This window comes from Chryseobacterium sp. Leaf201 (assembly GCF_001421435.1).
Taxonomy (GTDB): domain Bacteria; phylum Bacteroidota; class Bacteroidia; order Flavobacteriales; family Weeksellaceae; genus Chryseobacterium.
This window is the reverse complement of sequence record NZ_LMKA01000126.1, coordinates 1-14,129: the sequence shown is the minus strand read 5'-3', so window position 1 is coordinate 14,129 and position 14,129 is coordinate 1. Positions and strand designations below refer to the sequence as shown.

Below are 14,129 nucleotides of genomic sequence, written 5' to 3'. Positions count from 1 at the left end.
AAGGTTTTTATAGTAAAAATTATATCCTTTTAACATTTTACTTGTTATTTATTATATCTTTACAGTCCTAATTAATTTTGCTATTATTATGACGAAAAACTACAGGATTTTGAATAATCGGGAATATCCGGTTTTCAATACCCAGGATAGCCGGGCAGTAAAGGATGATTCTGAGGCTACGGGTAAAAAACAAAAAAGCTGGCTTAAAGGCATGTTCGTAGCTGCAGCTTTATTGGCAACAGGCAGCAGTGCACTGGCACAGACCAATATTGCAGCCTATTCTTTTGCCAAAGGTACAGGAGCACCTTATACTTCAATTACAGGAGGGACGAAAGTATTTCCTGCAGGAACCGGTACTTCTTATGATAATGAAGTTTCAGCCGCTATTGCATTGCCTACACCGTTTACTTTTGGTGGGGTTGCAATCAGCAGTATCTACATAAGCGCAAACGGATACATTGCATTTGGTGCCGCACCTTCCGGATCGAGTTATACACCACTGTCCACCCTGGGGAGTACTACAGGAGCTATTGCTGCTTTTGGACAGGATGGGGCTTCGTCTACAGTTGCTGGGGCAGCTCCGGAAGTCAGGTATCAGGATCTCGGAACTGAGTTTGTGGTCCAGTATCAGGATCACGCTGATTTTTCTAATAGAAGTAATGAAAAATTAAATTTTCAGATTCGATTGGTTTATGCTACCGGTGAGATAAAAATTGTATATGGGGCCTGTACAGACCCGGGTACCACTTCATCCACGTATAATCCTCAGGTGGGTATAAGAGGGAATACTGTTGCTTATGCAACCAATGTAAGTCCATTAATGATTGGCAATGTGCCTGCAGGCACTACTTGTGATTGGTCTAAAGCTGTCACAGGAAATGCTAATTCAAGTACAATGCTTTTCACTGCTGCCACTAACGTAAATGTTAAAATTCCAAACGGATTAATATATATATGGACTCCAGGTACCCAGCTGCCTGTAAGAACTTTCGCCGCTACCAATGCAATAACCAATACCGGAGCAACGATAAATTGGACAGCACCAACAGGATCTACAGTTTATAACGTGCAGTACCGGACTTTGGGAAGCTGCGATTGGACTGACTTTAGCGGAAATCCGGTATCTGCGACTACTGCTTCAATCAGTGGTTTGACCCAAAACACAACCTATCAGGTTCAGGTTCAGGCTTTAAATGGTAATGCGCTGTCAACATATTCCCACATTCCAAATCTGGCAGGAACTGGTAACGGATATGCTACTGCAGGTTCCTTTACAACACTGCCTAACTGTGCCAGTACAGTGACGGGGCTTGCTTCTTCAGCATTAACTCCGGAATCGGCCACTATCAGCTGGACAGCTTCTACAACTGCGCCAGGTAACGGATATGAATATTATTACAGTACATCATCTACCGCTCCTACAACTGCTACTGTACCTTCAGGATCAACAGCTGCCGGTGTTGTTACAGCTAATTTAACAGGATTGACTCCTTCTACCACTTATTATTACTGGGTAAGAGGAAACTGTAACGGGACCGATAAGGGGGTTTGGTCAAGTTCTGCTAATTTTATAACACTGTCTACATGTCCTACTGTATCTCTTCCTGCAGCAAGCGCTACAGGGGTAAGCACAACACCAACAATAACATGGGCAGCGATTAACGGAGCTGCCGGTTATAGATTGAGAGTTGGGACTACTGCCGGTGGAACAGATATTGCCAATAATATTGATCTTGGAAATGTAACTTCTTACACTTTCCCGTCTGCACTTAATACATCCACCAAATACTATTATGCAGTTAGCGGATATACAGCAAATATATCAGCAGTGGCTTGTAGCGAAAGAAACTTTACGACAGTTTGCGGGATAGAAAATGCACCAACAGTAGCACAGGCTTTTTCTTCTTTCTTACCGATATGCTGGACTGCAGCTAAAGGAGAAGTAACAGCTTCATCTACATTGGTATATGGTACCAGTAAATGGTCTTCTGAAACAGGTTTTGGGAATACGGGAACTAATTCTGCCGTGAGAATCAATCTGTATGGGACAAATACAGGTGACTGGTTGATTTCTCAGCCAATAAACCTGGGCAGTACTCCAGGTGTGTATAGAGTAAAATACAAAATGGCTGTTACAACTTATCTGGCTACTTCTTCAGTAACTACCTTAGGGACACATCTTCTTAGAGTAATTATTTCTACGGACGGAGGAACGACATGGAGTAATGCCAATGTTTTAAAGACGTACACCGGTGCCGGAACGTATTCTAATACGGGCCAGTTTGAAACGATTAATTTGACAGGATATTCAGGAAATATTAAAATAGCTTTTGTAGGAACTACAAGTTCCAATTCGCCGGATATCGATTTCCATATTGATGATTTTGCGGTAGAAGCCATTCCTTCATGTGCAGAACCTACAGCATTAGCGGCTAATAATATAACAACTACCAGTGCCGATATTTCTTGGACCGGTCCTGCAACCGCACCTGGCAATGGATATGAACTGTACTACAGCACATCAAATACGGCTCCTACAAGTTCTACCACTCCAAACATGACGGGCATTACGGGAACTTCACAATCGTTAAGCAGTCTGTCTCCTTCGTCAACATATTACGTATGGGTAAGATCAGTATGTACTGCGACGGATAAAAGCCCATGGTCAAATGCATTAAATTTTGCTACAGCCTGCGGTTCAGTATCAACATTAAATGAAAACTTTGATTCTTCTATTGTAGGAAGTCTTCCAGCTTGCTGGACGAGTATCGGAACAACGTCTACGTATGGAACGATTAATGCAAGTACTGCTATAAGCGCACCAAATGCATTATATATCTATACCAGCGGTACTTCTACCGGAATGGTAGCTACACCGGAAATCTCAAACTTACAGTCGGGTAACTATACCCTTAAATTTAAAGGAAGAGCTAACTTTACTGCCGGAGGAATTGTACAGATCGGATATTTAACAAATCCTTCTGACACTTCAACATTTGTAGCTTTAGGAAGTTATACATCTACAAGTACAACTGCCGTTGATAATTACTCATTAGATATTACAGGAGTTCCTGCGGGAGTAACTAAACTGGTATTTAAGCATACCGGAACACCTTCCAACAGTGTTTTGATTGATGATGTAAGCTATGCGCTGAATCCGTCATTGTCAACAAGTGAAACTTCTGTTGTAAAGAACAGTATTAAAGTATACCCTAATCCATTCTCTGACGTACTGAATATTTCTGATATCAGCAATGTTAAGAATGCATTGGTAACTGACATTTCAGGAAGATTGGTTAAAACAATTGCAAATCCTTCTTCGGCTCTTCAGTTAGGAGAACTGAAAGAGGGCATGTATCTGATAACTTTAGAAATGAAAGACGGTTCAAGAAAGACCTTTAAGGTAATAAAAAGGTAAAACTTTTAACCATAATAAGATGAATAGCGGCTGATTTCAGCCGCTATTTTTTGTTTTAGGCAGAATCAGTCCATTTTTTTATAAAAATTTTATTATGTTAAGTGTGGTACCACATTATTTCCCTGTATTATGACTAAAATATAAGATGCTGACTACCCATACCTTAAAATTAATCACAGTATTGAGGTATTTTTAAAAATTTAAACAATTGTTTATTTTTATGCGAATACTATGGCTATTTAATTGTATAAAATATATTAATTGCTGTTTCTTGATTGTTTAAAATCAATTTAATGATATATTTAAGCTTTAAAATTATATAAAGGCGTAACGCTTTTTTCCCTGTATCCATACTATTTACAAAACTTTAACTCTACTTTTCGTTAAAGCACAGGAACAGGCGCTTTTATATAAGTACTCTCCGGTTATTTATGGATGAGTCCGCTGTTAATCTAATTTAATTAATATAAAAAATCTAAGAATGAAAAAACTTTTATCAGTTAGTCTTTTTGCTTTAACACTTTCAGTATCTGCACAGTCCTATTGTGTTCCTGAGTTTGCCAGCGGATGTGATTACGGAGACCAGATTACCAGTTTTATTATTCCGGGAGCAGGATTCAGCCATCTGGATACAGGCTGTTCTTCCGGATCTTATGGTGATTATACATCGCAGACCATTAATCTGAATGCGGGCGTTAACTATCCGTTTACCGTAACACATGATTTTTCAACCCAGAATGTAAAAATGTGGATTGATTTCAATAATGATGGAACATTTGATGAAACAACGGAATTAGTAGCATCTGGCAGCAGTGTTTCAGGAACTGTAAGTACTACGGATGGAACGATCGCAATCCCTGCAACTGCACAGCTGGGTGTACACAGAATGCGTGTGGCCGATAGGTACAGTTCACAGCCGGTCCCATGTAATACAGATGGATATGGGGAAGCTCATGATTATACCGTAAATATCGGTGCGGTACCAAGCTGTCTGGCACCAACCGCTGTATCGGTTACAGCAGTAGCAGATACTACCGCTACTTTATCATGGACGGCTCCTTCAGTTACAGTAGGAACAGGATATGAATATTACCTTTCTACCAGCAATACATCACCGGTAAGTGCTACTGCAGCTACGGGATCGGTATCCAGTCCTGCTGTGACTTTACCGCTGACCGGCTTATCACCTGTCACCACGTATTATGTCTGGGTAAGATCGGCGTGTACCGCAACTGATAAAAGTGCATGGTCAACTTCTGCAACCTTTACCACATCATGTTCAGTTATCGTACCGGGTTATACTTTTGATTTTGCTGCCGGTACAAACACATGCTGGAACAGAGCTGATGATGGAACTCCTGCTACAACACCTTCGGGAACAACTTCCAACTGGTATGATGATGGATTTTTAAATAATGGATATGACGGAGCTGTTAAATTGAATGTGTATACCAGTGCTTTCTCTCCTACGGCTTTCAATGCATGGCTGATTACGCCTGCTTTTAACCTTTCTGCAGGAGGATACCGTGTGAAATTCGATTACGGCCTTACTGAGTATGGCGTTACAACACCCGGAAACCTGGGGTCAGATGACCTGGTTCAGTTTGTGGTTTCCCAGGACGGAGGAACTACGTGGACGGTCCTTCAGACATGGGATACCAATACTTCGCCTTCAAACAATTCAACTCAATATGTATTTAATCTGACAGGATATAACAGTGCCAACACTAAGTTTGGATTTTACGGAACAAACGGTAACGTTGCCGATGCAAGCGATGTAGATTTCTTTGTAGACAACTTTGTAGTAGAGCAGAATGTTTTATCAACAAATGAAACCGGAGCGGCAAAAAATACCGTAAAAGTATATCCAAATCCGTTCTCTGAAGTACTGAATATTTCTGATGCAGCTGATGTGAAAAACGTTTTGATAACAGATATTTCCGGCAGACTGATAAAAACCCTGGCGAATCCGGGCTCTGTACTTCAGTTAGGAGACCTGAAACAGGGAATCTATTTAATTATTTTAGAAATGAAAGACGGATCAAGGCAAACGGTAAAAACAATTAAAAAATAAACTTTAATACTTTTTATCAATTATAATAGCGGCTAAGTAAATTAGCCGCTTTTTTTATTAAAATAATGCAATTATTAATACTGATTTAACAATTTTATGATTAATTTAGCATGTAACGAATAAAATATTTAATTATGACAAAATTTCTACTCTCATGCTTATTGTGCATAAGTATGGTGCTCAATGCCCAGATCAGTTTGGGGACCGGAAGTACAGACACCGGGGTTGCTCCTATCAGTACGTACTATGGATATTCTTATACCCAGCAGATTTTCACAAAACAGGAAATCAATGCCAATGCAGCTGGCAATATCACAGGACTTAAATTTTATATGGATCCTTCCATGTCTATCACGAGTTCTTCACAATGGGTGGTTTATCTTGGACAGACTACAAAAACAACATTTGCATCAGATACAGACTGGATTCCTGCTGCCCAGCTGACGCAGGTTTTTTCAGGAACCGTTACCCTGGTAAACGGAGTTATTGAGGTTGTTTTCCCAACACCTTTCCCGTACAACAATACATCTAATCTGGTAATTGCTGCTGAAGAAAATTCGTCAGGCTACGATAATAATGATTATGATGAAGCCATGTATGTGTATGCAGGAGCTCCTAATTCTACTATATATTATAAAAATGATTATACCGATCCGGATCCTGCTTCTCCGCCGGCAACCGGAAATAATCTGGCAAATTATAAATCGGTAGTTACCATTAACGGACTGGCTCCAAACCCCATTCCGGCATGTCCGCTGATTACATACCCGGCTAACAATGCTACATTTATTCCTTTGTCACCTGTCATTACATGGAACAATTCTTCAGGAGCCACCGGATACAAAGTATCCATAGGAACCACTCCCGGAGGAACGAATGTTGTAAATCAGGCTGCGGTAACCACAAACAGTTTCACTCCTTCCACACCGCTTGCTCCCAATACAAATTATTACCTCAGGGTAACAGCAGTGGGTACCGGTGGAGAATCTTCAGGATGTACCGACGTGATGTTTAAATCCGCACCTCCTGTACCTTCAAATGATGAATGTGCAACAGCAGTTACTTTAACGGTAAACCCGGATACGAACTGTGGTACGGTAACTGCCGGATATACACTTGGAGCAACAGATTCCGGAACGGCTCCGGATCCTTGTTACGGAACTGCTGATGACGATGTATGGTTTAAATTTGTAGCTACAAATGCTACCCATAAAATTTCTCTTCTTAACATCCAGTCTGTAGGAAGTAATTCTGATACGGATACTTATTTCCAGGTGTTCAGCGGAGGATGCGGTGCACTTCTCAATGTGTTATGTTCAGATCCTAATTCAGCGGTAGCAACAGGGCTTACCGTAGGACAGACCTATTGGGTAAGGGTATACAGTTACAGTGGCGCAGGAAGCAATCAGAGTTTTGATATCTGCGTAGGAACATTTCCACCGCCACCTGCCAATGATGACTGCGGCGGTGCATTATCTGCAACGGCTTTCCCTTATACCTATGTTCAGACTGACGGCAGCGGAGCGACAAACGGAGGTGGAATGATAACGGCATGCAGCAACGAAATGAATGACGGAACCTGGTTTAAGTTTGTAGGTGACGGTGATACGTACAATATTACGGTTACTCTGCCTGCAGGAAGCGATTTTGATTCCCAGATCGGAGTATACAGCGGAAACTGCTCAGCTTTATCATGTGAAGATACGGTAGATAATACCGGTGAAGGTATGACAGAAGCAATTTCTATCCCGACAATGGCAGGAAATACCTATTATGTGAATGTAGGCCATTACAGTAGCTGGTCAGATGAACCGGAAGGGCCGTTTACCATTACAATAACCAAAGGTGTATTGGCTACTTCTGAGGTGAAAGCTGATAAAAACAAAATCAGACTGTATCCGAATCCATTTACAGATGTGCTGAATATTTCAGATGCTGCCAATGTAAAATCGGTTTCTGTATCTGATGTTACAGGCAGGCTGATAAGAGTGATTGATAATCCGGGAGCAACCATCCATCTGGAAGAATTGAAACAGGGGATGTATCTGGTAACATTACAGATGAAAGACGGTTCTAAACAGACAGTTAAGACCATTAAGAAATAGTGGTTACTGAATAACAGAGTTTAAGTTTCAATGCAGGATCCAATCCTGTAAACCAATAAAAAGAGGCGGCCGTTAATGGCCGCTTTTTGTATTAAGTATTATTTAAAATGATAATAATGATATTCTGATGATGAAAAGATAAATATTTATCTGTCATTCACCGGTTGGATTTCAGAAGTATTAAGGCCTGAAAAAACAGCCGGGAAGAAGGTGACAAGGATGAGATAGCCAATTACCATCAATACGATTAAAGAGAACAGTATAACAATAGAGATGTGCGGTTTATTTTTCTTTGTTGGTTCCATGATTTTGCAGTATTTATTAATAGATTATATATAATGTTGATAATTTTACTAAGCTAATTTCTTGCCACACTGCTTGCAGTATCTTGCGTCATCATCAATATCCTCATTTCCGCAACGCTCACAGATCTTTTCCAGGTTCTGTCTTTTGTTGCGCATCTCGGCAGTAACAATCCCCGTAGGTACGGCAATAATGGAATAACCTGCCAGCATCAGGATCACGGCAAAGAATTTCCCCATCGGCGTAATAGGCGATACATCACCGTAACCGACGGTCGTTACCGTAACCACAGCCCAGTAGATTGCCTGCGGGATCGTTTCAAAGCCCGGCCTCCCGCCTTCTACCATAAACATGAGGGAACCGACAATCACAGAGAAGATAATCAGAAACAGAAGGAAAATATAGATCTTTCTTGAGCTGTTTTTTAAAGCCCTCACAATCACCGTACCGTCATTCATGAAATCCAGAAGGTTGAAAACCCTGAAAACCCTGAGCATTCTCAGCATCCTGAAAATAAGGAAGTATTTGGTAACGGGAATAAAAAAACTCAGGTAAAAAGGAACCAGTGCCAGAAAATCAATGATCCCGAAAAAACTGAAGATGTAATTCTTTTTATTTTTTACAACCGCAATTCTGGACCAGTATTCAGCCGTGAAAAACACGGAAATAACCCATTCTGAAATAATAAAGGTATAATGGAACCTCTTATCCAGCTTCGGGACACTTTCCATCATAATAATAAACGTGCTGATGAGGATCAGGGATAACAGAATAATATCGAACAGTTTCCCTAGTTTCGTGTCCGAGCGGTAAATAATACGGTAGAGATGTCTTTTCCAGAGCGCATCCCCGGGAATAAGATTGTGCTCTTTTTCCATTGTAAATCTTTTTTTAAAATTAATAAATTATCCCTACTTTCGTAAGCAAACATACAGAATAAAATGAAAATTAGAGAAGTTATTTCAAAGATTGAAAAGCGGATTCCTTTACAACAGGCAGAAGATTTTGACAATGTGGGGTTGCTATGCGGATCCTGGGACCGTAATGTAAGCGGAATACTGATCTGTCACGATGCGCTGGAAAATGTGGTGGATGAGGCCATTCAGAAAAACTGTAACCTGATCGTATGCTTTCACCCGATTATTTTTTCAGGGCTGAAATCACTAACCGGGAAAAACTATGTGGAAAGGGCCGTTTTAAAAGCCATTGAAAATAAAATTGCCATTTATGCCATCCATACTGCTTTTGATAATGATTTCTTCGGGGTCAATTACGGAATCTGTAACCAGTTGGGGTTAAAAAACCTTAAAATCCTTCAGCCCAAAAAGAATAGTCTAAAGCAGCTGACGGTTTTTGTGCCGAAAGAACATGCTGAAAAAGTAAGAGAGGCTCTGTTTGCAGTAGGTGCGGGAAGCATCGGGTTTTATGATGAATGCAGCTTTACGGTTAACGGGGACGGAACTTTCAGACCGGGTGAAGGGTCAAACCCATTCTCAGGGCAGCAGAACATCAGGGAAAATGCTGATGAAGATATGATTTCTGTAATTTTTGAAGACTATAAGCAGGGACAGGTAGTTTCAGCTATGAAAAATGCACATCCGTATGAGGAAGTTGCCCATCAGGTGTACAGCCTGGATAATGCCAACCAGTATGCAGGGCTCGGGATGTACGGTGATTTTGAGGAACCTTTGGATGAAAAGGATTTCCTGAAAATGGTCAAGGAGAAATTTAATCTGGAGGTCATCAGGCATTCCGGTTTCAATAATAAAAAAATCAAAAGGGTAGGGGTTCTGGGAGGCTCGGGAGCAGGCGGAATCCGGTCTGCGGTGTCTAAGAAATGCGATGCTTACCTCACAGGAGATGTGAAATACCATGATTTTTTCCTTGCAGAATCAAAAATGCTGATTTGTGACATCGGACATTTCGAGTCAGAACAATTTGTAACTCAACAATTATTTGAAATTTTTTCACAAAAATTCACTACCTTTGCAATCTCAAAATCTATTGAGAAAACAAACCCGGTAAATTATTTCATTTAAAAATATGGCAAAAACCAACGATATTTCAGTTGAAGAAAAGTTAAGAGCTTTATACGATTTGCAGATCATTGATTCTAGATTGGACGAAATCCGAAATACAAGAGGAGAATTGCCAATCGAAGTAGAGGATCTTGAGATTGAAATCGAAGGTCTTGAAAAAAGAGCTGAAAAATTCCATGCAGATATCAAAGAGCAGGATGACCAGATCAAAACGAAGCATGAAGTTATCAGTCATGCAAAAACTTTAATTGAAAAGTATAAGTCTCAGCAGGATAATGTAAGAAACAATAAAGAGTTTGAAGCATTAAGCAAAGAAGTTGAGTATCAGGAGCTTGAAATTCAGCTTGCTGAAAAAAGAATCAAGGAGTTCGGGGCTAAGATCGGTCACAAGAACGAAACGCTGGATGAGCTGAATGAAAAGATCGACGATCTTAAGAATCACCTTAAATTCAAGAAAGAAGAACTGGAAGGCCTTGTTTCCGAAACTCAGAAAGAAGAGGAATACCTTATTGAGCAGTCTAAGGAATATGCATCCAAAATCGATGAAAGATTATTGGCTTCTTACAACAGGATCAGAACCAATTCTCCAAATGGACTTGCTGTAGTAGGGTTGGAAAGAGGTGCTCCGAAAGGATCATTCTTCACCATTCCGCCTCAGAAGCAGATGGAAATCGCCCAGAGAAAGAAAATTATTATTGATGAGCATTCAGGGAAAATCCTTGTTGATGACGAGTTGGTAATGGAAGAAAACGAAAGAATGAAATCTGTAATTAAGTTTTAATTTAATTTCAATTTTAAAATATAAAGCTGTCTCATAATTTGAGACAGCTTTTTTTATATCAGACCTAAAAAACCGCTCCATTCCTGAAGCGGTTATATTTTTATCCGTGATGCTCATACATATTATTGTACAGGTCTATAAACTTCTCTTTAATTGCTTTTCTTTTCAGTTTCAGCGTTGGAGTAAGCAGTCCCGCATCAATACTCCATACTTCCGGGGTAAGCTCGATCTTTTTGATCTGTTCCCAGTTTCCTAGATGTTCATTCATGCTGTCAACCTCTTTTTTTATCCGCTCCTTTAATTCAGGACTCTTTGCAATTTCCTGTGGGGTAGACCCGATATTAAGGTTGTTCCTCGCGGCCCAGTTTTTGGCAAACTCGAAATCAGGCTGCACAAAAGCACAGGGCATTTTTTCACCGTCTCCCACTACCATGATCTGCTCAATGAATTTGGAGGCTTTAGCTAAATTTTCTATGGTCTGCGGTGCAATATACTTTCCGCCGGACGTCTTGAACATTTCCTTTTTACGGTCGGTGATCTGTAAAAAGCCGTCACTGTCAACATGCCCTATATCGCCGGTCCTGAAATAACCGTCTTCGGTAAATACTTCCTGCGTCATCTGCTCATTCTGGAAGTACCCTTTAAAAATAGAAGGGCCTTTCACGGTAATTTCACCGTCTTCCTGAATTTTCACTTTCAGGTTATCCAAAGGCAGCCCAACGGTCCCCACTTTCATTTTTCCAAACGTATTAACGGAAATTACCGGCGAAGTTTCCGTCAGTCCGTACCCTTCCAGGATAGGGATCCCGGCATTCTGGAACATCAGGTTCAGTCTTGTGGACAGAGCGGCAGAACCTGAAACCAGCGTGATGATTTCGCCTCCCAGGCCTTCTCTCCATTTTTTGAATACCAGTTTGTCGGCAATGATTTCCTGTAAACCGGACGGCTTGGAAACCGTTTTCTTCTTGGAGATTAAATCCAGAGCCCAGAAGAATATTTTTTGCTTTAAGCCGCCTGCAGATGAACCGGTAGCATAAATTTTATCATATACTTTCTCTACCAGCCTCGGTACAACGCTCATATAGTGAGGTTTCACCTCTTTTACATTTTCCCCCATTTTATCAATGCTTTCCGCAAAATAAATTGAAAAACCATTGTACTGGAAAAGGTAGAACAGCATCCGCTCAAAAATATGGCAGATGGGAAGGAAGCTCAATACCCGGGTATCTTTATAATCCAGGCTTTTCTTTTTCGGGATTCTTGGGATAGAGCCCAGGACATTCGAAACGATATTGTGATGCGTCAGCATAACGCCTTTCGGTTTCCCTGTAGTGCCTGATGTATAAATAATGGTTGCCAGGTCTTCAGCATTAATGGCATTGGACAGGTCTTCCACTTCAATCTGGGTAGAATCATCCTCACCGAGATCCAGGATTTCCTTCCAGTGGGCGGCACCGCTGATCTGGTCAAACGTGAAAATACCCTGAAGGGATGCAATATTATGTTTTACCTTCATAACCTTCTGGAGAAGATCTTTATCCGAAACAAAACAGTATTTAATTTCGGCATTGGTAAAAATAAATTCATAATCCTCCGGTGAGATACTCGGGTATACCGGTACGGAAACCACACCGATCTGTGAAAGTCCCAGATCCATAATCGCCCATTCCGTACGGGAGTTGGTGGTAATCAAAGCAATTTTATCACCCGGTTTTATACCAAGCTTCAAAAGACCTCGTGATATTTTATTGGCTTCATTGATAAATTCCTGGGTGGAAGTCTTTTTCCATTCACCCTGGTACTTCGTAACGAACATATCCGATTTGGGGTATTGTTCTAAAGCATAGTGAGGTATATCGAATAATCTTTTAATAGTCATGATTTTTTAAAATACGGGTTAGGATTTTAAATATAAGCATTTTTTTTAATTGTCAAAGTGAAAACTGAAAATTAGCATTTACAGCAATATGTACAGAAGATTAAAGAGGCTTCCTAATACTATCCGTTGTATTTTAGTAATGTTTTAATTTATTTAATGATATGTTGAATTTTATTTAATACACAATTTTTGGATTTTAATGACGAACCTTTAATTCTGTTTTCAGGTTTCATCAAAAAGTGTAAATTAGCGACCATCTAATTATTCAATTTTTATGGACTTTAATTTATCAGAAGAACAGCTGATGATTCAGCAGGCGGCAAGGGATTTTGCACAAAACGAACTGTTACCCGGTGTAATAGAAAGGGACCGCGATCAGAAATTCCCTACAGAGCAGGTAAAGAAAATGGGAGAAATGGGGCTGTTGGGAATGATGGTAGACCCTAAATACGGAGGGGCAGGAATGGACAGCGTGTCCTATGTTCTTGCGATGGAGGAGATTGCAAAAATAGATGCTTCTGCGGCTGTTGTAATGTCTGTAAATAATTCATTGGTATGTGCAGGTCTTGAAAAATTTGCTTCCGAAGAGCAAAAAGTTAAATATCTTACACCTCTTGCCAGCGGACAGGTGATCGGCGCATTTGCCCTTTCTGAGCCTGAAGCGGGTTCTGATGCCACTTCGCAGAAAACTACTGCTGAAGATAAAGGGGATTACTACCTGCTGAACGGGATTAAAAACTGGATCACCAACGGCGGAACAGCAAGCTATTATATCGTTATTGCACAGACTGACCCTGAGAAAAAACATAAAGGAATCAACGCATTCATTGTGGAAAGAAGCTGGGAAGGTTTTGAAATCGGGCTTAAAGAAGATAAACTGGGAATCAGAGGAAGTGATACACATTCTCTGCTCTTCAATAATGTAAAAGTACCGAAGGAAAACAGAATCGGTGAAGACGGTTTCGGGTTTAATTTTGCGATGGCTGTACTGAACGGAGGAAGAATCGGTATTGCATCCCAGGCATTGGGAATTGCTTCAGGAGCCTATGAACTGGCTTTGAAATATGCAAAAACAAGAAAAGCGTTCAAAACAGAGATCATCAACCACCAGGCAATTGCATTTAAATTGGCGGATATGGCAACCCAGATCACGGCGGCAAGAATGCTCTGCTATAAAGCAGCGGTAGAAAAAGATGCCGGAAAAGATATTTCCGAAAGCGGAGCAATGGCGAAGTTATACGCTTCTCAGGTAGCCATGGATACGACTATTGAGGCAGTACAGATCCACGGCGGATACGGATATGTAAAAGAATACCACGTGGAAAGAATGATGAGGGATGCAAAAATCACCCAGATCTATGAAGGGACTTCTGAAATCCAGAAGATCGTTATCTCAAGAAGCATTGCAAAGTAATTGCTTAATTATATATTAAATAGTAAAAGGCTCTCATTTCTGAGGGCCTTTTTACTTCACACGAACCACAAAATATTAATAATATATGTCTTTATTTTTTTATCTTAAATAATCAT

At 40.4% G+C, this 14,129-nt stretch carries 8 protein-coding genes; 6 read left to right on the top strand and 2 right to left on the bottom strand.

What is annotated here, in order from left to right; genetic code table 11:
* The first annotated feature begins 88 nt into the window (after positions 1 to 88).
* The 3 genes from ASE55_RS18505 (at position 89) to ASE55_RS18495 (ending at position 7,597) form a co-directional block, all read left to right on the top strand.
* Positions 89 to 3,418: a fibronectin type III domain-containing protein gene (locus ASE55_RS18505; protein WP_056223208.1), complete on the top strand. Its 3,330-nt coding sequence runs from the start codon at positions 89 to 91 to the stop codon at positions 3,416 to 3,418.
* A 481-nt stretch (positions 3,419 to 3,899) separates the two neighbouring features.
* On the top strand, positions 3,900 to 5,492 hold the full coding sequence (locus tag ASE55_RS18500) for a GEVED domain-containing protein (protein ID WP_056223206.1): 1,593 nt from the start codon (positions 3,900 to 3,902) through the stop codon (positions 5,490 to 5,492).
* 134 nt (positions 5,493 to 5,626) lie between these two features.
* Positions 5,627 to 7,597: a T9SS type A sorting domain-containing protein gene (locus ASE55_RS18495; protein WP_082474666.1), complete on the top strand. Its 1,971-nt coding sequence runs from the start codon at positions 5,627 to 5,629 to the stop codon at positions 7,595 to 7,597.
* 353 nt (positions 7,598 to 7,950) lie between these two features.
* Here the strand turns inward: ASE55_RS18495 and ASE55_RS18490 are convergent, their stop codons facing one another.
* On the bottom strand, positions 7,951 to 8,778 hold the full coding sequence (locus ASE55_RS18490; protein WP_056223202.1) for an ion transporter: 828 nt from the start codon (positions 8,776 to 8,778) through the stop codon (positions 7,951 to 7,953).
* A gap of 63 nt (positions 8,779 to 8,841) precedes the next feature.
* Here ASE55_RS18490 and ASE55_RS18485 point away from each other — a divergent pair, with 63 nt between their 5' ends.
* Positions 8,842 to 9,939, top strand: a complete 1,098-nt coding sequence (locus ASE55_RS18485; protein ID WP_056223200.1) for a Nif3-like dinuclear metal center hexameric protein — start codon at positions 8,842 to 8,844, stop codon at positions 9,937 to 9,939.
* Positions 9,940 to 9,943: 4 nt separating this feature from the next.
* Complete coding sequence (locus ASE55_RS18480) at positions 9,944 to 10,720, top strand: zinc ribbon domain-containing protein (RefSeq protein ID WP_056223198.1); 777 nt, start codon at positions 9,944 to 9,946, stop codon at positions 10,718 to 10,720.
* A 100-nt stretch (positions 10,721 to 10,820) separates the two neighbouring features.
* On the opposite strand, the gene ASE55_RS18475 is transcribed toward ASE55_RS18480, so the two are convergent.
* The gene (locus tag ASE55_RS18475) at positions 10,821 to 12,599 is read right to left on the bottom strand and encodes an AMP-dependent synthetase/ligase (RefSeq protein ID WP_056223196.1); all 1,779 of its coding nucleotides are present in this window, start codon (positions 12,597 to 12,599) and stop codon (positions 10,821 to 10,823) included.
* 274 nt (positions 12,600 to 12,873) lie between these two features.
* Between ASE55_RS18475 and ASE55_RS18470 the strand changes: the two genes are divergently transcribed.
* Complete coding sequence (locus ASE55_RS18470) at positions 12,874 to 14,013, top strand: acyl-CoA dehydrogenase (RefSeq protein WP_056223194.1); 1,140 nt, start codon at positions 12,874 to 12,876, stop codon at positions 14,011 to 14,013.
* Positions 14,014 to 14,129 lie beyond the last annotated feature (116 nt).